At 72.2% G+C, this 15,897-nt stretch carries 21 protein-coding genes; 8 read left to right on the forward strand and 13 right to left on the reverse strand.

All coding sequences use genetic code 11. From position 1 onward, the window contains the following. Nucleotides 1-28: 28 nt before the first annotated feature. The 4 genes from QSJ60_RS18040 to QSJ60_RS18055 are packed head-to-tail and all read left to right on the forward strand — an operon-like array spanning nucleotide 29 to nucleotide 2,928. On the forward strand, nucleotides 29-1,159 hold the full coding sequence (locus tag QSJ60_RS18040; RefSeq protein WP_285465030.1) for a hypothetical protein: 1,131 nt from the start codon (nucleotides 29-31) through the stop codon (nucleotides 1,157-1,159). A gap of 9 nt (nucleotides 1,160-1,168) precedes the next feature. After that, nucleotides 1,169-1,987 (forward strand): M23 family metallopeptidase, encoded by an 819-nt coding sequence (locus QSJ60_RS18045; RefSeq protein ID WP_285465032.1) that lies wholly within the window; start codon nucleotides 1,169-1,171, stop codon nucleotides 1,985-1,987. 22 nt (nucleotides 1,988-2,009) lie between these two features. Continuing rightward, nucleotides 2,010-2,426 carry a hypothetical protein gene (locus tag QSJ60_RS18050; RefSeq protein WP_285465033.1) on the forward strand — a complete coding sequence of 139 codons (417 nt, stop codon included), beginning with the start codon at nucleotides 2,010-2,012 and terminating at the stop codon, nucleotides 2,424-2,426. 7 nt (nucleotides 2,427-2,433) lie between these two features. Continuing rightward, entirely contained in the window at nucleotides 2,434-2,928 is a 495-nt protein-coding gene (locus tag QSJ60_RS18055) for a hypothetical protein (RefSeq protein ID WP_285465034.1), read from the forward strand. A 20-nt stretch (nucleotides 2,929-2,948) separates the two neighbouring features. Here the strand turns inward: QSJ60_RS18055 and QSJ60_RS18060 are convergent, their stop codons facing one another. Both QSJ60_RS18060 and QSJ60_RS18065 read right to left on the reverse strand, forming a co-directional pair. Next, nucleotides 2,949-3,275 (reverse strand): hypothetical protein, encoded by a 327-nt coding sequence (locus QSJ60_RS18060; RefSeq protein ID WP_285465035.1) that lies wholly within the window; start codon nucleotides 3,273-3,275, stop codon nucleotides 2,949-2,951. Next, on the reverse strand, nucleotides 3,262-3,540 hold the full coding sequence (locus QSJ60_RS18065; protein WP_285465036.1) for a hypothetical protein: 279 nt from the start codon (nucleotides 3,538-3,540) through the stop codon (nucleotides 3,262-3,264). Before QSJ60_RS18065 ends, QSJ60_RS18060 begins: the two co-directional genes overlap by 14 nt. A gap of 100 nt (nucleotides 3,541-3,640) precedes the next feature. Between QSJ60_RS18065 and QSJ60_RS18070 the strand changes: the two genes are divergently transcribed. Beyond that, a complete protein-coding gene (locus QSJ60_RS18070; RefSeq protein ID WP_285465037.1) occupies nucleotides 3,641-3,904 on the forward strand; it encodes a hypothetical protein in 264 nt (87 codons plus the stop codon). Between the two features lie 4 nt (nucleotides 3,905-3,908). On the opposite strand, the gene QSJ60_RS18075 is transcribed toward QSJ60_RS18070, so the two are convergent. The 3 genes from QSJ60_RS18075 to QSJ60_RS18085 form a co-directional block, all read right to left on the reverse strand. Then, nucleotides 3,909-4,196, reverse strand: coding sequence for a hypothetical protein (locus QSJ60_RS18075; protein ID WP_285465038.1), 288 nt, complete (start codon nucleotides 4,194-4,196; stop codon nucleotides 3,909-3,911). Nucleotides 4,197-4,227: 31 nt separating this feature from the next. Next, the gene (locus QSJ60_RS18080) at nucleotides 4,228-4,671 is read right to left on the reverse strand and encodes a hypothetical protein (protein ID WP_285465040.1); all 444 of its coding nucleotides are present in this window, start codon (nucleotides 4,669-4,671) and stop codon (nucleotides 4,228-4,230) included. Between the two features lie 70 nt (nucleotides 4,672-4,741). Next, complete coding sequence (locus QSJ60_RS18085) at nucleotides 4,742-4,996, reverse strand: hypothetical protein (RefSeq protein ID WP_285465042.1); 255 nt, start codon at nucleotides 4,994-4,996, stop codon at nucleotides 4,742-4,744. A gap of 66 nt (nucleotides 4,997-5,062) precedes the next feature. Here QSJ60_RS18085 and QSJ60_RS18090 point away from each other — a divergent pair, with 66 nt between their 5' ends. Then, nucleotides 5,063-5,548: a YajQ family cyclic di-GMP-binding protein gene (locus tag QSJ60_RS18090; protein WP_285465044.1), complete on the forward strand. Its 486-nt coding sequence runs from the start codon at nucleotides 5,063-5,065 to the stop codon at nucleotides 5,546-5,548. A gap of 33 nt (nucleotides 5,549-5,581) precedes the next feature. Here QSJ60_RS18090 and QSJ60_RS18095 read toward each other — a convergent pair whose 3' ends face one another. The 5 genes from QSJ60_RS18095 to QSJ60_RS18115 all read right to left on the reverse strand — a co-directional run bounded on the left by QSJ60_RS18095 (nucleotide 5,582) and on the right by QSJ60_RS18115 (nucleotide 10,691). Next, a complete protein-coding gene (locus QSJ60_RS18095) occupies nucleotides 5,582-6,577 on the reverse strand; it encodes an alpha/beta hydrolase (RefSeq protein WP_285465046.1) in 996 nt (331 codons plus the stop codon). Continuing rightward, a complete protein-coding gene (locus QSJ60_RS18100) occupies nucleotides 6,574-7,272 on the reverse strand; it encodes a prepilin peptidase (protein WP_230767749.1) in 699 nt (232 codons plus the stop codon). Before QSJ60_RS18100 ends, QSJ60_RS18095 begins: the two co-directional genes overlap by 4 nt. A 58-nt stretch (nucleotides 7,273-7,330) precedes the next feature. Continuing rightward, nucleotides 7,331-8,710: an FAD-dependent oxidoreductase gene (locus QSJ60_RS18105; RefSeq protein WP_285465048.1), complete on the reverse strand. Its 1,380-nt coding sequence runs from the start codon at nucleotides 8,708-8,710 to the stop codon at nucleotides 7,331-7,333. Between the two features lie 25 nt (nucleotides 8,711-8,735). Further along, a complete protein-coding gene (locus QSJ60_RS18110; RefSeq protein ID WP_230767751.1) occupies nucleotides 8,736-9,857 on the reverse strand; it encodes a polyprenyl synthetase family protein in 1,122 nt (373 codons plus the stop codon). Nucleotides 9,858-9,962: 105 nt separating this feature from the next. Continuing rightward, complete coding sequence (locus QSJ60_RS18115; protein ID WP_285465049.1) at nucleotides 9,963-10,691, reverse strand: demethylmenaquinone methyltransferase; 729 nt, start codon at nucleotides 10,689-10,691, stop codon at nucleotides 9,963-9,965. 71 nt (nucleotides 10,692-10,762) lie between these two features. Here QSJ60_RS18115 and QSJ60_RS18120 point away from each other — a divergent pair, with 71 nt between their 5' ends. Continuing rightward, complete coding sequence (locus QSJ60_RS18120; protein WP_285465050.1) at nucleotides 10,763-12,067, forward strand: isochorismate synthase; 1,305 nt, start codon at nucleotides 10,763-10,765, stop codon at nucleotides 12,065-12,067. Nucleotides 12,068-12,139: 72 nt separating this feature from the next. Here QSJ60_RS18120 and QSJ60_RS18125 read toward each other — a convergent pair whose 3' ends face one another. The 3 genes from QSJ60_RS18125 to QSJ60_RS18135 all read right to left on the reverse strand — a co-directional run bounded on the left by QSJ60_RS18125 (nucleotide 12,140) and on the right by QSJ60_RS18135 (nucleotide 15,483). Continuing rightward, complete coding sequence (locus QSJ60_RS18125; RefSeq protein ID WP_285465051.1) at nucleotides 12,140-12,997, reverse strand: polyphosphate kinase 2 family protein; 858 nt, start codon at nucleotides 12,995-12,997, stop codon at nucleotides 12,140-12,142. Between the two features lie 88 nt (nucleotides 12,998-13,085). Further along, nucleotides 13,086-15,059: a 2-succinyl-5-enolpyruvyl-6-hydroxy-3-cyclohexene-1-carboxylic-acid synthase gene (gene menD, locus QSJ60_RS18130; RefSeq protein WP_285465053.1), complete on the reverse strand. Its 1,974-nt coding sequence runs from the start codon at nucleotides 15,057-15,059 to the stop codon at nucleotides 13,086-13,088. Further along, entirely contained in the window at nucleotides 15,052-15,483 is a 432-nt protein-coding gene (locus tag QSJ60_RS18135) for a PLD nuclease N-terminal domain-containing protein (RefSeq protein ID WP_230767760.1), read from the reverse strand. The genes menD and QSJ60_RS18135 overlap by 8 nt, the downstream gene beginning before the upstream one ends. Nucleotides 15,484-15,581: 98 nt before the next feature. Between QSJ60_RS18135 and QSJ60_RS18140 the strand changes: the two genes are divergently transcribed. Next, the gene (locus QSJ60_RS18140) at nucleotides 15,582-15,890 is read left to right on the forward strand and encodes a DUF4229 domain-containing protein (RefSeq protein WP_189085506.1); all 309 of its coding nucleotides are present in this window, start codon (nucleotides 15,582-15,584) and stop codon (nucleotides 15,888-15,890) included. Nucleotides 15,891-15,897: the final 7 nt, after the last annotated feature.

The following is a 15,897-nucleotide window of genomic DNA, read 5'->3' on the forward strand; positions in this document are numbered from 1 at the left end:
ACCGGGCAACCTCTGATTGGAGCAATCCATGGCTGCACGCCCTGGCTTCCCCGCGGTCTCCGGGGCCGCCACGTTCGACGACATCCGCCGCGCCATGGCAGGCGACTTCGCCCGCAACGCTGCCGGAGCGCTGCGCCCTGGCATCCTCCCCCACACCGATGCTCCGCTCATCACCGGCAAGGCATCGATGGCCGTCGACGTGGCGATGGTGAACCTTCTCATCGATCGGTCCGGTGCAGTCCGGCTCTCGAACGACGGCACCGTCAGCGTCACCATCTCGGCCGCGCCCGCCTCGGGCTCCCGGTGGTCCGTCATCTACGCCCGCCAGCGCGAAGCCACCAAGGGTGACGGGGCCGACGGCCCCATCATCGACAAGGTCGAGCAGACAAGCCTCTCCGCGGCTCGTGCGCTGCTTCCCGCGGGAGCCCTGGAGCTCGGACACGTGCAGGTGCCCGCCGGGTCGGGAACGACCAACGCCGCGGGCGTCATCATCACGCAGACAGCGCTCTACACGGCATCGTCCGGCGGTGTCGTGTGGCTTCGCAACCAGACGGAGGAGAGCGGCTGGACGCCGGCCGACGGCTCGCTCGCCTACCGGCTCGACACGAAGGCCCTTCTCATCCGCCGAGGCGGCGCCTGGGCCCGAGTAAACGACGGCCTGAACCTGATCACCACGGTGCAGATCGCTGCCGGTTCCACGGAGCTCGTGCTCGACAACATCTTCAGCGATCCGTTCTTCGACAACTACCTCGTCCAGCTCGACATCGAAGCAACCGCGTCCCGGAACCTGCAAGCGCAGCTTCGCGCCGGCGGCGCAACGAAGACCAGCTCGTACTGGACGCAGGTGTTCTACGGCGGCGGCGGGAGCGCGGCCGCAGCCGCGCAGGCCAACGTCGCACAGTGGCAGCTCACCGGCGTCGCCGGCCAGATCCACGGCATCGACCTCAAGGTGCGCCGCCCCTTCGATGCGGCATGGCGGACCATGGCGCTCACCGAAGGCACCGCGACCGACCTCGGAGGCCCCAGCCTCGGCAAGAACGAGAACGGCCACTGGTACGGCACCAGCGAGGCCCACGACGGGCTCCGGATCTCCCTCGTCGCCCCGTCCGGCGCCACCTTCAAAGGCACCGCCGCCGTCTACGGCTACTACAAGGGATAGGAGCCTGACGTGGTCACCATCATCAAGACCGCCCGCGGCCGCATCACCACCCGCCACGGCGAGGACATCGGCCGCGACGCATACACCGGAGCGAAGGGGCACGTCGGCATCGACATCGGCCACGGCGACGCCACAGCCGAGGATCTGCGACTCGTTGCCCCGGCCTCGGGCAAGATCACCGCGGCCGGCCGCTACGGCAGCTACGGGAACCGGGTCGTCATCGCGCACGGCGACGGGACGTGGTCCCTCATCGCGCACATGGCACGCATCCTCGTCTCCGCCGGCGACGACGTCGGCCAGGGGCAGGACATCGGCGTCATGGGAAACACCGGCACGGTGTTCGTCCACGCCCACCAGGAGTACCACCGTGCGGACGGGTCGGCCGTCGACCCGCTCGCGTACATGAGCACCACCGCCGGCGGACCCGGCACTGAGATAGGAGATGAGTTCGACATGGCAACACTCGATGACCTTCGGCAGATCGTCAACGGCGCCGTCCAGGAGGTACGCAACGACGTCGGCTGGATCAACAACGGCAAGGGGAACCCGAACTCGCTGCAGTCGATCCGCGGCGCGATCGACGGCGGGCGGGCGGATCTCGACTACATCCACCAGCGCTCGCCGTACTCGCTCAAGCAGGTGCGGCAGGCGCAGGCCAACGGACAGATCGCCCTGACGAAGGAGCAGCTCGGCGAGCTGAGCAACCAGCTCCTCGCATCGGTGCCCGCCGTGCTCCGCGACGCGCTCGAGGAGAACGAAGCCGCCGTGCTCGCGGCCATCAAGCAGATGCCGGCCGCGTTCCTCACCACCCTCAAGGCCGCGCTCTAACCCCGACTCGGAAGGGGCTGGAATGCCCGAATGGCTCTTCGGCGGTCTCGTCACCGCCGGTGTCGGGATCATCGGAACGATCGGCATCGTCATCGGCTACTTCGTGTCCGCGAAGACCGCGCGCACGACGGCCGCGACGCAGGCAGCGTCCCAGGTCGAGATCGCGAAGCAGACCGCGGCGACCACGGCTGCAGTGGCGGAGAAGTCGAACGAGCAGCAGCTCATCGACCAGCTGCAGGAGGAACTCACTGCCCACCGTGCCGAGCAGACCGAACGCACGGCCCGTCTCGAAGAGCGGATGCAGAAAGTCGACGACCGCAACCACGACCTCATGCGCGAGCGCGACGGGTACCGCACCCATGCGCACGAACTGCGCGCCCACATCTGGGACGGCAAACCCCCGCCCCCGCCCGAATGGCCCGACGGCCTACCCCGATAGGAGAACCATGAACGTCCTCGATGCCGTGGTGCGCACGCTCACGGCCTACATCGTCGGCGCCGTGTGCGCCGCTCTGCTGCTCGCCAACATCGCTGTGCCCGAGGAGGGTGCGGTCGGCCTCGCGGGCGTCCTCGCGATCGTGTTCGCGAACGCCTACTACCTGCTCGTCACGTTCCTCGCGAAGCTGTGGCCGCCGATCGGGTACCTGCTCGTCATCCCGACCGAACCGACCTACGGCGCCGGCGCCGACCTGCTGTGGGCCTTCCTTCGCACCCTGATCCCGTCGATCGTCGGCTACCTCCTCTCGCTCATCCCGACGAGCATCATCGTGATCGACCCCGCCCTGCAGACCACCCTCGTGCTCGGCATCATCGGCTCCACCCAGTCGGCCTACTACGCCGTGCTCAAGTGGGCCGAGACCCGCTGGCCGTGGCTGTCGATCCTTCTCGGCGGCAGACCCTCCGCCCAGCCCCGCTACGTCCCGCGCCACCGCGCCACCTGACGGCCTTGCAGCGCCCCCTCTCACCTTCGGGTGGGAGGGGGCGCGTTCGTCGTTCCTGGGGTCGCTGGCGGTGCCGACCACCCGATCGGGCCGCGGCTGCCGTGCGAGGCGACGTACGCGCGGTGCACACGCTCGCAGGATGCCCGCAGCGAGGTGAAGTGCCCGACGAGACGCACCGGCCCGTCGAGCGGCTTCACGTGCGCCTCGTAGCCTCGCTCGCCGCTGATCTCGACGAGTCGGATGCGCCCGTAGTCGCGGCCCGACGTGTCGACGAGGTACCACGTCCCGGGCTCGCGCTCGTCCGTGGCGAGGAGCGGGTGCCAGCGCGGCGGCTCAGGCTGCGGCACGGGCTCGGCCTCGGCTTTTCCGGGCGTCGATCGCGGCCTGGTACACCTCCCACACCATCTCCGCGGCCAGGCGGAGCTCGTCGACAGGGAAGTAGCCGAGGAACTCGCGCGCGAGCGGGTCGTCGGCCCAGGTGTCGGCGCGGAGGAGTTCGCGGGGCGGGTGGCCGGCGCCGATGCGGCGGATGATCGCGATGCGGCGCCCGCGGTCGAACTGGACCCATTCGCCGTCACGGACGGTTCGGAGCTTCGGGGTCCAGTAGCGCATCGGGGGAACCTCTTGACGGTCGAGCGGTGGGGCGTATGCTGCTTAACTCTCGAACACAACTTCGAATCATGCAAGCCCACTGAGCCACATGGAGATCATCATGCTGACCATGACCGACCACGTCACCCTCTGGCTCGAGCAGGACCGCCCGGTCCGCCTGTACTGGCGCGAGCAGCGGTGGCGCGTCACCGACACCCCGACCCCGATCTACGCCGACGCGGACGACGTCCCGCCGATGATCACCCACCCCGGGAAGGTGCAGGCCGGCTGGCGCTTCCAGGCCACGAGCGAGGCTGGGGAGTCGTTCGTGCTCGACGCGCTCCGCGACGGGTCAGGGTGGGCCGTCGTGCACGCTTACTCGTGAACGATCAGATGATGGTGCGGCCGAGCAGCACGTAGCCCTCGGGCACCTGTGCCTCGAGCGCAGCGTTCGCGGCCGCGTAGTCGGCGCCCTCGACTTCGATCGTCTCGGGCCGGTCGGGGCGGATGGTGCCGCGCACGGTCGTCACGCCGGCTTTCATCGAGAAGTGCGCCTGGATCAGCTCATGCCCGGCCGGGACCAGTGCTTCGAGTGCTTCGTAGGCGGAGCCTCGGTCGTGTCCCTCGGCGACGAGCTCGGTCCTCGCGGTGGGGCGGATGGTTCCGATAAGGCGCATGACTCGAGCCTAGGTCCGCGGGACGAGGGGCCTACTTCTGGACGAGGATGACGTCGAGGCCTTCATCAGGGTGGTACGTCCATGTCGCGGTGATGTCGTCCCACTCGGCGGTCTGCTTGCCGTCGAGTGCGCGCGTCGAGTCCATCTGCGAGAGCACAGCGTCGGAGACGTTCAGCTCGGCGAGGGCGCAGACCACATCCTCGATCGGGAGCCCGGACCCACCATCGACCTTCATGTCGAGGATGAGCGTCTTCCCCTCGTCACCGATCGCGAGCGCGGAAATCTCGCACTTCTCGGCAGCCGCCTCGAGCTTCGTGGGCTGGTTCGCAGCGATCGCGATCCACACCCCGACGAGGACAACGACGAGGCCGGCGGGCACGGCGAACTTGACCCAGAGTGGCACCTTCGACCAGAAGGACGGGGCTGGCACCTCAGTCTCGACCTCGGGTGCGGGGATGGCCTGCTCGTCGCTCATGCCCGCAGCCTATCCGGAGGTGGCGCACCGGTTCGGTGCCCCATTCGCGGGGCGCCAACTCCCGGGCCAATTAGTACAGCTCCCGCGGTGGGATGAGTTTGCCGTTCGGGAGGATCGCGAAGCCGCAGGCCGTGAGGGGCAGACCCTGGAACTCTGGCCGCATCGGGCGTGGCCACTCCGAGTCAGGGTCGATGCCGATATGGCACGGCTCGCACCACCGGCTCGGACGTTCGGGCGAAAGCACCGCCGCGCCAAAGCGGTCGCGGCCGAGATGCACCTGTTCAGTGCCGCGCTCGCGGCCGCAGTCGGGGCACGGGTTGCTCATGCCCGTGACCATAGCGGCAACGTCAGACACTCAGTCCGCCCATGCATCCGTGCTAGAAACGACGGTATGGACAGCACTTTCGACATCGTCTCCAAGGTCGACAAGATGGAGGCCGACAACGCGGTCAACCAGGCCCGCAAGGAGATCGAGCAGCGCTACGACTTCAAGGGCGTCGGCGCCTCGGTCGAGTGGAGCGGTGAGAAGATCCTGCTCAAGGCCTCCTCGGACGAGCGCGTCAAGGCCGTGCTCGACGTGGTGCAGTCGAAGTTCATCAAGCGCGGCATCACGCTGAAGAGCCTCGACGCGGGCGAGCCCTACGCCTCGGGCAAGGAGTTCCGCATCGAGATCGCCCTGAAGCAGGGCATCGATCAGAAGGCCGCGAAGGAGATCGGCAAGATCATCCGCGAGCAGGGCCCGAAGACGGTGAAGTCGCAGATCCAGGGCGACGAGCTCCGGGTGTCGTCGAAGAGCCGCGACGACCTGCAGGAGGTCATCCGCATCCTGAAGGCGGCCGATCTCGAGGTCGACCTGCAGTTTGTCAACTTCCGCTGACCCCGGGCCGCGCCTGCGTCCGGCGGGGGCGGCTCAGCGCGGCGCGTAGCCGCGCAGCCAGCGGCTGATCGAGGCGTAGGCGGCCGCGCGGGCGGGTTCCCGCGAGAGAGTGACGTCGTGCAGTGCGCCGTCGATGCGCGACACGGTGACCTCGGGGCCGAGCTTCAGCGCGCGCTCGGCGATCTCGTCGACCACGAGCACGCTGTCGCTGGTACGCATCGACTCGTCCCAGCGGGTGAGGATGCTCGACCTGGCCGAGAGCAGGGTCAGCGCCGGCGAGCCGACGTCGATGCCCGCGGCGACGCGCGCGTGGCCGGCGAGGATCGCGTTCAGCCAGACGGGGCTCGTCGCGAAGCCCCGGTCGGGCCGCCAGCGGTGGTCGTACTCCCACTCGCCACCCTGCTCCTTCGCGACGGCCCGGGTGTAGAAGCCGAGGTCGACGTTCGGCAGCGGCGCGAGCGGGTGCACGCGGGCGCCGAGGGCGAAGACGGGGGCGAGTGCCTCGCGGCCCACGCGGCTCAGCTGGAACTCGAGCCACGGGCTGTTCAGCACCAGCGCGCGTGCGCGGCCGCGGTGCCGGTCGGCCCAGAGCGAGAGCGTCAGCCCGCCGGTGGAGTGCCCCATCAGGATGAGCGGTCGGGCCGGTCCGCCGGCCCGCATCGCGGTCAGCGCGGCGTCGAGGTCGGCGTCGTAGTCGGCGAGGTCGGTGATGAGGCCGGGCGTCTGTCCCGGGCGGAGGCTTCGGCCGTACTTGCGCAGGTCGAGGGCGAAGAAGCGGGCTCCCTGCGCGGCCCAGAAGCGGGCGAGCTCGGGGTTGAAGAAGTAGTCGCTCCAGCCGTGCACCGAGAGCACGTCGCAGCCGGCGACCGGCCCCCGCGGGGTGCGGGCAAACGGCCACCAGCCGGATGCCGCCGGCGGGGTGTAGCGCACGAGGGTGGCGACGAGCTCGCCCTCGTCGTCGGAGCCGAGCGGCAGCGTCAGCTGCTCGAACCCGGGCCCGAGCACGTCGGGGCGCCACGCGGCGGTCATGGCCCCAGGGTAGCGGGCACCGCGACGACGGCGAGGAGCGCCCCGGCGAGCATCGCGGGACCGAACGGGATCGCCCCGCCTGGCGGCACTCGCCGCAGGCTCAGGCCGACGACGGCGACGAGGCCGCCGATGAGGAACATGGCGACGACGCCGACCGCCCAGCTCGTGAGCCCGCCCCAGCCGAGCACACCGCCGACGAGGGCCGCGAGCTTCACGTCGCCCATGCCCATCGCCCGCGGCGAGACGAGGGCGACGGCGAGGAAGAGCGCGAAGAGCACGGCGGCGCCGACGGCCGCCGAGAGCGCCCGGCCGGGCCCGGCGCCTGCACCGTCGAGCGCCGCCGCGACGCCGAGCAGGGCGGCGACGGTGAGCCCGGCCGGTCCGAGCACCGCGTTCGGCAGCCGGTGCTCGAGCACGTCGATGACGGCGAGCACCGTTGCGGCGGCCGCGAACACGAGGAGCGCGCCGAGCACAGCGAGGCTCGAGGCATCCATCTCCGGCCGAGCGAAGCGCCAGCCGAGCGCGCCGAACGCGGCCGCGGCGAGCGCGGCGCTCGTCGCGGCGACGGCGCGGACGCCTCGCGGCGGCGGCCCGTACAGGCTCCGCGTCGCCCACGCGGCGAGCGGCCACCAGCCGAGCAGGCCGCCCAGCGCGGCGAGACCGAGCGTGGCGATCAGCTGCGGAGCGAGGGGCACCGCCCGAGGCTAGCCGCGGACGCGGCGCAGAGGCGCCCCGCTGTCCACAAGGGGCGGCCTACGCCTCGCCGCGGGAGAGGTCGACCATCTCGTCGCGGGGCACGACCTTGATGCGAACGCGCCCCTCCGCCTCGCCGAGCGCGAGCTCGTGCTCGTCGAGGCGGTGCCAGCCGTCGAGGTCGGTCCAGCGGATGCCGCGCGACTCGAGCAGCTCGACGATCGCCTCCTCCTCGGGGTGCTCCGGCTGCCACCAATTGCCGAGGTCGTTGATGACGTGCTTCACCGTCTCCATGGCGTCGGACTTCGTGTGCCCGATGAGCCCGACCGGTCCGCGCTTGATCCAGCCCGTGGCGTACACGCCGTAGAGCTGGCGCGGCTCGCCGGTCTCCTCGTCGCGGATCATCACCTGACCCTCGTGGTTCGGGATGACGCCGAACTTCTCGTCGAACGGCACGCCCGGCAACGGCGAACCGAAGTAGCCGACCGCGCGGTACACGGCCTGCACCGGCAGCTCGCGGATCTCGCCCGTGCCGACGACGCCGCCGGCCCCGTCGGACTTCGTGCGCTCGTAGCGGATCGCGCCGACCCGACCGGTGCCGTCGTCGACGAACTCCAGCGGCTTCGCGAAGAAGTGCAGGTGCAGCCGTCGCGACGCCTGCCCGACCTCGCGCTGGCGCCACTGCTGCAGCACCTTGTCGATGACGAAGACCTGCTTGTTGCCCGCGACCGCCGCCTTCGCGGCATCGTCGTAGTCGAAGTCCTCGTCGTAGACGATCATGTCGACGTCGCGCAGCTCGCCCAGTTCGCGGAGCTCGAGCGGGGTGAACTTCACCGAGGTCGGGCCGCGACGGCCGAACACGTGCACGTCGGTGACGGGCGAGGCCGCGAGGCCCTCGGCGACGTTCGCCGGGATCTCGGTGACCATCAGGTCCTCGACGTGCTTCGCGAGGATCCGGGCGCTGTCGAGGGCGACGTTGCCGTTGCCGATGACGGCGACCTGCTTCGCGTCGAGCGGCCAGGTGCGCGGCACGTCGGGGTGCCCGTCGAACCAGCTCACGAAGTCTGCGGCGCCGTACGAGCCCTCGAGCTCGACCCCGGGGATGTGCAGCGGGGCGTCGCGCACCGCGCCCGTCGCGAAGATGACGGCGTGGTAGTGCTGCTGCAGGTCGTCGAGAGTGAGGTCCCGTCCGAAGCGGACGTTGCCGAAGATGCGGATGTCGCCGCGGTCGAGCACCTCGCGCAGCGCGGTGATGATGCCCTTGATGCGGGGGTGGTCGGGCGCGACGCCGTAGCGGACCAGCCCGTAGGGCGCCGGCAGGTGATCGAAGAGATCGATCGAGACGTCGAAGTTGCGCTCCGCTTTCAGCATGATGTCCGCGGCGTAGATGCCGGCGGGGCCGGCTCCGACGATCGCCAGGCGCAGCTTGTTCTTCGTCACGTGCTCGTTCTCCTCTCGCCCGAGCTCAGCTCGAGCGCTCCACGATGGTCTCGGCGAATCGCGTCAGCGCCTTCTTCACGCTGCCCTCGGGCAGCGGCGCGAGCGCGGCGACCGCCTCGTCCGCCCAGCGGTGCGCCTCGGCGAGCGTCACCCTGGTGGCCTCGTGCTCACGCAGCTCCGCCACGATGGCGTCGACCGTCTCCTTCGACGGCACGATCCTCGCGGCCTGCGTGTTGGTGTCGAGCGGGTCGCCCACGGCGTCGGCCGGGACGGGGAGCACGTCGCGCTCGATGCGCGCGAGCAGGGATGCCGCCTCGGCATCGCGCTTGGCGAGCTCGCGCAGGCGCAGCAGCGGCAGGGTCACGACCCCGGCGCGCAGGTCGGTGCCGGGCACTTTGCCCGTCTCGGCGGGGCGCGGCGACAGGTCGATGACGTCGTCGATGAGCTGGAAGGCGACGCCGATCTTCTCGCCGAACTCGACGAGCGGCGCCTCGAACGCCGGGTCGGCGTTCGAGAAGATCACGCCCGACTGCGCGGCCGCCGCGATGAGCGAGCCCGTCTTGTCGGCGAGCACCTGGATGTAGTGCGCCACCGGATCGTCGCCCGGCTGCGGCCCCACGGTCTCGTGCAGCTGACCGAGCACGAGGCGCTCGAAGGTGTCGGCCTGCATGCGGATGGCGCGCTCGCCGAGCCGGGCCATGAGCTGGCTCGCCCGGGCGAACAGCAGGTCGCCGGTGAGGATCGCGATCGAGTTGCCCCACACCGCGTGCGCGCTGGGCACCCCGCGGCGGCGGTCGGACTCGTCCATGACGTCGTCGTGGTACAGGCTCGCGAGGTGCGTGATCTCGATGGCCTCGGCCGCGATGACGACCTCGTCGGTCACCCCGTCGCCGAGCTGCGCCGCGAGCAGTGTCAGCATGGGGCGCACCCGCTTGCCCCCGGCCTCGAGCAGGTAGCGCGTCGAGGCATCCGCCACCGGTGCGGTGAAGCGCACCTCGTCGACGAGCCCCGCCTCGACCCGATCGAGCCCGTCGTCGATGGCCCGAGCCATCGCCCGATCGGCTGCGGACGCGAAGACGCGCTCGCTCAGACCGAGGTTGGCGGCGAGGGAGGACCCGCGACGCGCGCCCTGGAGGCTCGATTTCACGCTGTCCAGCCTACCTGTGCGTCGGAGCCCGCTCGCGTATCGGCCGTGGCGAAGGCGGGCCGGAGACATCGCCGGGCGGGCGAGCCGGCCACGCGGGACAACCGCCTACTCGGGCGAGCCCGCTGCCGCGGCGCGCGGCTTGCGCCCGCGGTGCAGGGCCACCACGCCGAGCGTCAGGTTGCGCCAGGCGACGTCGCGCCAGCCCGCCTCGCGCAGCCAGGCCGCGAGCTCGGACTGCACGGGCCAGGCGTTGATCGACTCGTTCAGGTACTCGTAGGCCGTGTCGTTCGAGCTGGAGAGCTTCACGAGCGGCGGCATCACCCAGCGCTGGTAGGCGCCGTAGCCGGCGCGCACGAGCGAGGCCTGCGGGTGCGAGAACTCGCAGATGACGAGCCGCCCGCCGGGCTTCGTCACGCGCAGGAACTCCCGGATCGCCTGCTTCGGGTCGCTGACGTTGCGCAGCCCGAAGGAGATGGTGACCGCATCGAACTCGTCGTCGTCGAACGGCAGCCGCATGGCGTCGGCCTCGACGAAGACGAGGTTCTGCACGTGCGCCTGCCTGCGGCGGCCGACCTCGATCATGCCGGGCGAGAAGTCGGCGGCGACGACCGAGGCGCCGCTGCGGGCGAGGCTCGCGCTCGAGGTGCCGGTGCCCGCGGCGATGTCGAGGATGCGCTCACCCGGCTTCGGGTCGACCGCCCGGGTCGTGGCGATGCGCCAGAGCGGGGCGTTGCCCATCGACAGCAGGGTGTTGGTGCGGTCGTAGTTGGCCGCCACCCGGTCGAACATGGCCGAGACCTGCTCCGGGTGCTTGCCGAGGTCTGCGCGGGTCATCCTCCGAGTCTACGACCGCACCCTGGGTGCCCGGCGGCTGCCCCCGGCCGGTGCGGGCGTAGGCTGGGGCGGTGAGCCAGCATGCCGCCGCTTCCCCCGCCTCCGCGGGCTCGCGGCTCATCGTTCGCACGACCGCGGTCGACGAGACCGAGCCGCTGATCCCTCGCACCGACCCGCGCAACCCGCTCGTCTGGTTACGGCGCGGCGAGGGCGTCGTCGGCCTCGGCGAGGTGCTCCGCATCGAATCCAACGGCGAGCACCGGATCGAGGATGCCGCGGCCGCCTGGACTTCGATCGCAGCCGCCGCCGACCTCGACGACCGGGTCGGCCTGCCCGGCACCGGCCTCGTCGCCTTCGGCGCCTTCGCGTTCGCCGCGCACTCCGCCGCGACGAGCGTGCTCATCGTCCCCGAGCTCGTCCTCGGCCGTCGCGACGGCCGCTCCTGGATCACCCGCATCGCCCTCGCCGATTCCGCCGAGGGGCAGGCGCTCGCCGACGCGACCGCCGGCGAGGAGACCGCCGCGCTGCTGCCGACGCCGGCACCGAAGCGCCAGGTGCCGCGGGTCGCGTTCGCTCCCGGCAGCATGAACCCCGCCGGCTACGAGACGGCCGTCGCTGAGGCCGTGCGCCGCATCGACGCCGGCGAGCTCGAGAAGGTCGTGCTCGCCCGCCAGCTGGTCGGCGCGCTCGACGAGGACGCGGGGCTCCGCGCCACCATCAACCGGCTCGCCGAGGACTACCCCGACACCTGGGTGTTCGCCGTCGACGGCCTCATCGGGGCGAGCCCCGAGACCCTCGTCCGCGTCGACCACGGCACCGTCTCGGCCCGGGTGCTCGCGGGGACGGCCCCGCGGGGGGCCGGCGAAGCATCCGACCGCGACCACGCCGCGCAGCTCGCCGCGAGCGAGAAGAACCTCGCCGAGCACGCGCTCGCCGTCGCGAGCGCCGTGCAGCGGCTCGCTCCGCACACCCGCCGCCTCGACTCGAGCCCGGAGCCGTTCACCCTGCAGCTGCCGAACCTGTGGCACCTCGCGACCGACCTCAAGGGCACCCTCGGCGACGGCTCGAACTCGCTCGACCTCGTGCGGGCGGTGCACCCGACGGCGGCCGTCGCCGGTACGCCCCGGAGCGTCGCCCTCGACGTCCTCGCCGAGCTCGAGGGTTTCGACCGCGGACGCTACGCCGGCCCGGTGGGCTGGGTCGACGGCGCGGGCGACGGCGAGTGGGCGATCGCGCTGCGCTGCGCGCAGGTCGACGGCGACGGCACCGTCACGGCCTACGCGGGCTGCGGCATCGTGCACGACTCGGTGCCGGCCGAGGAGCTCGCCGAGACCGAGATGAAGTTCCGCCCGATCGTCGAGGCCTTCGGCGGCTGACGCCGCACATCTTCTCGACTTGCCCGACTTTCATGAAAGTCGGGCAAGTCGAGGGGTGGTGCGGGGCGGCGGTCAGGATGCCGCGAGCCGGCGCTGCTGCTCCGCGACGTCGTAGTCGGCCTTCGGCCAGTCGAGGTCCATCCGCTCCAGGGCGTCGATGACGAGGTGCTGCACCGCGAGCCGGGCGTACCACTTGCGGTCGGCGGGCACGACGAACCACGGGGCATCCGCCGTCGCCGTGCGCTCGAAGACGAGCTGATACGCCTCCTGGTAGTCGTCCCACCTGGCGCGCTCGTCGATGTCGCTCGGGTTGAACTTCCAGTGCTTGTCGGGCCTGGCCAGTCGGTCGGCGAGGCGCTCGCGCTGCTCGTCCTTCGAGAGGTGCAGCATGACCTTCACGATGGAGGTGCCGGTGCGGGCGAGCTCCTCCTCGAAGTCGTTGATCGCGCCGTAGCGCCGCTCGATCTCCTCGGGCGGGGCGAGTTCACGCACGCGTCCGATGAGCACGTCCTCGTAGTGCGAGCGGTCGAACACCCCGATCTGACCGGCCGCGGGGACCTGCTTGTGGATGCGCCAGAGGAAATCGTGCTGCAGCTCCTCGGCCGTCGGCTTCTTGAACGCGGCGAGGTGCACGCCCTGCGGATCCACGGCGCCCATGACGTGGTTCACGATGCCGCCCTTGCCGGCGGAGTCCATCGCCTGCAGCACGAGCAGCACGCGCCGCTCGTCGCCGTTCACGACGTTGTTCGCGAAGAGCTGCTCCTGCAGGCGGTTCAGCACGGCGGCGCCCTCGGCGAGCGCGGCCTGGCCCGCGACCTTGTCGCCGTCGAAGCCCGGGTGCGCGTTCGTGTCGACGTCGGCGAGGCGGAAGCCCGGGCCGACGCGGAGCAGCTCGGCGGGGTCCGCCGTCCAGAACGATTCGCGGTCCATTCGGTTCCCCCTCGGCGCGTCGGCGGCGGATGCCGCGTGGGCTCCATCATGGCGCGCGCGGGAGGGGCGGGCCAAGCCTTCGCGCGCCTCAGCGGTTGAGCGGGACCTCGAGGATGGTGGGCTCGGTCACGGCCTCGCCGAGCGCGGCCTCGAGCTCCGAGCGGACGGCGGCCCGCCGGTACCGCCAGCCGTAGGCGCGGGCGAGGGCCTCGAGGTCGACCGACTGCGGGGTGTACTGCACGCGGTCGAACGCCTCGGCGGGCGCGGAGGCGGCGACCTCGAGCGAGTCGAAGATCGTGCCGCCGCCGTCGTTCCCCACGATGACGAGGATCCGCGGGCGGGTCTCCCCCGCGCCGAGCAGCAGCGAGCCGACGTCGTGCAGCAGGGTGAGGTCGCCGAGGAGCACCCGGGTCACGCTCGACTCGGCTCGGGCGCGGGCCTCCTGGGCGGCGCGGCCGGCCTTCGCCTCGGCGAGCTGCTGCTCGACCTCGGCGGCGCGGGCGAGCATGGCGGCGAGCCCGTCGCCGGCGGACGGGTCGAAGCCGTCGGACGCGGCCGACGCCGGAGCGGAGGATGCCTCGGCCACCGCCTCCGCCGGTTCGCCGGCCGCGGCCGGCTGCTGACTGGCGATCGCGATGCCGAGCGCCGTCGCGACCGTGCCGTCGATGCCAGAGAGTCCGCGGTTGGCGTGCGCGTGGATGCGGCGCCCGGGCACGACGCGGTCGGCGTCGCGGATCAGCCGGGATGCCCCGAGCACGAGCCGGTCGTGCGGCCAGCTCGCCGCCCAGACCGACTCGGCGAGCAGTCGGCGGCCGACGGGCTCGCGCATGCGGCCGAGCTGCGCGTCGAGGAAGGCGCGCTGCGCGGCGAAGTCGGTGACGTGGCCGGTTTCGTCGACCCCGGTGCGGACGGCGTCCGGCTCGGCGGGCGCGCTCGCGGCGGCCAGCGCCCGGCCCGTCTGCAGCCAGCGGCCGAGCCAGGCGCGCTCCCCCTCGGCCGGCGCTCCGGGTTCGACGTGCACGGCGCGCTCGAAACGCCGGGCCCGGTGGCCGGGGTTGAACCACTCGACGCCGCTCGGCGCGACGACGACGGTCTCGACGCCCTCGCGCTGCACGAGCGCGGGCAGCTCTCGCGACAGCGTCGGGTGCCCGAACACGATGAGCCGCTCGACGGCGTCGCCGAGGCCGGGCTCGGCGAGCACCTCGCGGTAGGCGGGCACGAGGTTCGGCCCGAAGCGGGCGCCGCTCGTGATCTCGGCGATGAGCGGCCAGCCGCCCGCGCGGGCGAGCGCCTCGGCGGCGGGGCCCGCCCCGGCACCCGCGACCACGACGGTGCGCGGTCCGCGGGCGAGCGCTCCCGCCTGCCCGCTGGGGGCGGCGCCATCAGCACCGGGCGACACCGGCGGCATCGGCTCGCCGGCGGCGGGCGGCAGCGCCGCCACCGCTGACAGCGGCTCGCGCAGCTGCAGGTTCAGCAGCACCGGGCCCGGGCCGGGATGCGGCACCGACTCGCCCGTGCCATCCCGTCCCTCCGCCGCGGCGACCGCGAGCCGCGCGAGCTCGGCGGCCGTCTCGGCCTCGCCGGGCGCGCCCTCGGGCGCGGAGACGTCGCGCTCGAGGCGCACCGCTCCGGCGAAGATGCCGGGCTGCATGGTGGTCTGGTTCGAGCGGATGCCGCGGAGCTCCGCCGGCCGGTCGGCGGCGAGCACGAGCAGCGGCACACCCGCGTGGTGCGCCTCGAGCACCGCGGGGTGCAGGTTCGCGACGGCCGTGCCCGAGGTCGCGACGACCGCGGCGGGATGCCCCGACTCCACGCCGAGGCCGAGCGCGAGGAAGCCCGCGCTGCGCTCGTCGATGCGCACGTGCAGCCGCAGCCGGCCGGCGCGCTCGAACTCGGCGGCCGCCAGCGCGAGCGCCTGCGAGCGGGAGCCGGGGGCGACGACCACGTCGCGCACGCCGAGCCGTTCGAGCTCGGCGAGGAGGGCCACGGCGAACTCGCTCGCGGGGCTCCGCCGGTGCTCGGATGCCTCGGGCGCAGCGCCCACGGCACCCGGGTCAGTCATGCGGTCGACCGGGCTGGCCGGGCTCTCCCGGCGCCTCGGGGTCGTGCGGGCCGCGGTCGCCGCGGCTCGGATGGCCCGCCCCGGAGTCGTGCCCCTCGTCGCCAGTGCCTGGGTCGTCGTCGAGATCGGCGAGCTCCTGCTCGAGGCGGCGGATGCGCTCCTCCTGCACGGCGTCGGAGCCGAGCCGGCGCAGGAACTCCGCGTCGTCGTCGGGCGCGAGCGAACGGCCGCTGCGGGTGCGGCGACCCCGGCCGATCACGAACCAGAGCACGCCGCCGACGACCGGCACGAGGATCACGAGGGCGACCCACCAGCCCTTGCGGAGGCCGCGCACGCGCAGCCGATCGAACAGCGCGCAATCGACGATCGTGTAGATCCAGAAGACGATCGCGGCTGCCACGACGATGACAGCGAGCCTCGGCATGCCCCCAGTCTAGGCGCGCCAGATCACGGCAGGCTGGGAGAGCCCGGTGCACCGCGGTCCCGCAGCCCGCGCTCAGCCGCCGCGCCTACACTGGCAGGGTGAAATCGGTGCCCGTCTGGATCTGGTACACCGCGCTGCGCATCCTGCTCTTCGCGGTGCCGCTCGCCGTGCTGCTCATCGCGAACGTGAACGTCTGGGTGTCGACCCTCGTCGCGGCGGTGTTCGGACTGAGCGCCTCGCTCCTGTTCCTGCGCAAGCCGCGCGAGGCCCTCTCGGGCGATCTGTACGCCGCCCGCCACCGCGAGCAGCCGCTCGTGCGCGACGACGACGCCGCGGAGGACGCGGCCGTCGAGGCCGTCGAGCACGAGGCATCCGCGCACCCGGCCGACGCGAAGCGCGCCGAATAGCCGAGCG

It is taken from the genome of Agromyces sp. NBRC 114283 (genome assembly GCF_030268405.1).
GTDB classification, from domain to species: domain Bacteria; phylum Actinomycetota; class Actinomycetes; order Actinomycetales; family Microbacteriaceae; genus Agromyces; species Agromyces mediolanus.

Excerpts from the sequence above, each read along its gene's own strand:
- menD (WP_285465053.1), bottom strand. The coding sequence starts at position 15,059 with ATGACTGACCCGGGTGCCGTGGGCGCTGCGCCCGAGGCATCCGAGCAC.
- QSJ60_RS18090 (WP_285465044.1), top strand. The coding sequence starts at position 5,063 with ATGGACAGCACTTTCGACATCGTCTCCAAGGTCGACAAGATGGAGGCC.
- QSJ60_RS18095 (WP_285465046.1), bottom strand. The coding sequence starts at position 6,577 with ATGACCGCCGCGTGGCGCCCCGACGTGCTCGGGCCCGGGTTCGAGCAG.
- QSJ60_RS18085 (WP_285465042.1), bottom strand. The coding sequence starts at position 4,996 with ATGAGCAACCCGTGCCCCGACTGCGGCCGCGAGCGCGGCACTGAACAG.
- QSJ60_RS18050 (WP_285465033.1), top strand. The coding sequence starts at position 2,010 with ATGCCCGAATGGCTCTTCGGCGGTCTCGTCACCGCCGGTGTCGGGATC.
- QSJ60_RS18125 (WP_285465051.1), bottom strand. The coding sequence starts at position 12,997 with ATGGACCGCGAATCGTTCTGGACGGCGGACCCCGCCGAGCTGCTCCGC.
- QSJ60_RS18070 (WP_285465037.1), top strand. The coding sequence starts at position 3,641 with ATGCTGACCATGACCGACCACGTCACCCTCTGGCTCGAGCAGGACCGC.
- QSJ60_RS18135 (WP_230767760.1), bottom strand. The coding sequence starts at position 15,483 with ATGCCGAGGCTCGCTGTCATCGTCGTGGCAGCCGCGATCGTCTTCTGG.
- QSJ60_RS18075 (WP_285465038.1), bottom strand. The coding sequence starts at position 4,196 with ATGCGCCTTATCGGAACCATCCGCCCCACCGCGAGGACCGAGCTCGTC.
- QSJ60_RS18080 (WP_285465040.1), bottom strand. The coding sequence starts at position 4,671 with ATGAGCGACGAGCAGGCCATCCCCGCACCCGAGGTCGAGACTGAGGTG.
- QSJ60_RS18055 (WP_285465034.1), top strand. The coding sequence starts at position 2,434 with ATGAACGTCCTCGATGCCGTGGTGCGCACGCTCACGGCCTACATCGTC.
- QSJ60_RS18040 (WP_285465030.1), top strand. The coding sequence starts at position 29 with ATGGCTGCACGCCCTGGCTTCCCCGCGGTCTCCGGGGCCGCCACGTTC.
- QSJ60_RS18115 (WP_285465049.1), bottom strand. The coding sequence starts at position 10,691 with ATGACCCGCGCAGACCTCGGCAAGCACCCGGAGCAGGTCTCGGCCATG.
- QSJ60_RS18065 (WP_285465036.1), bottom strand. The coding sequence starts at position 3,540 with ATGCGCTACTGGACCCCGAAGCTCCGAACCGTCCGTGACGGCGAATGG.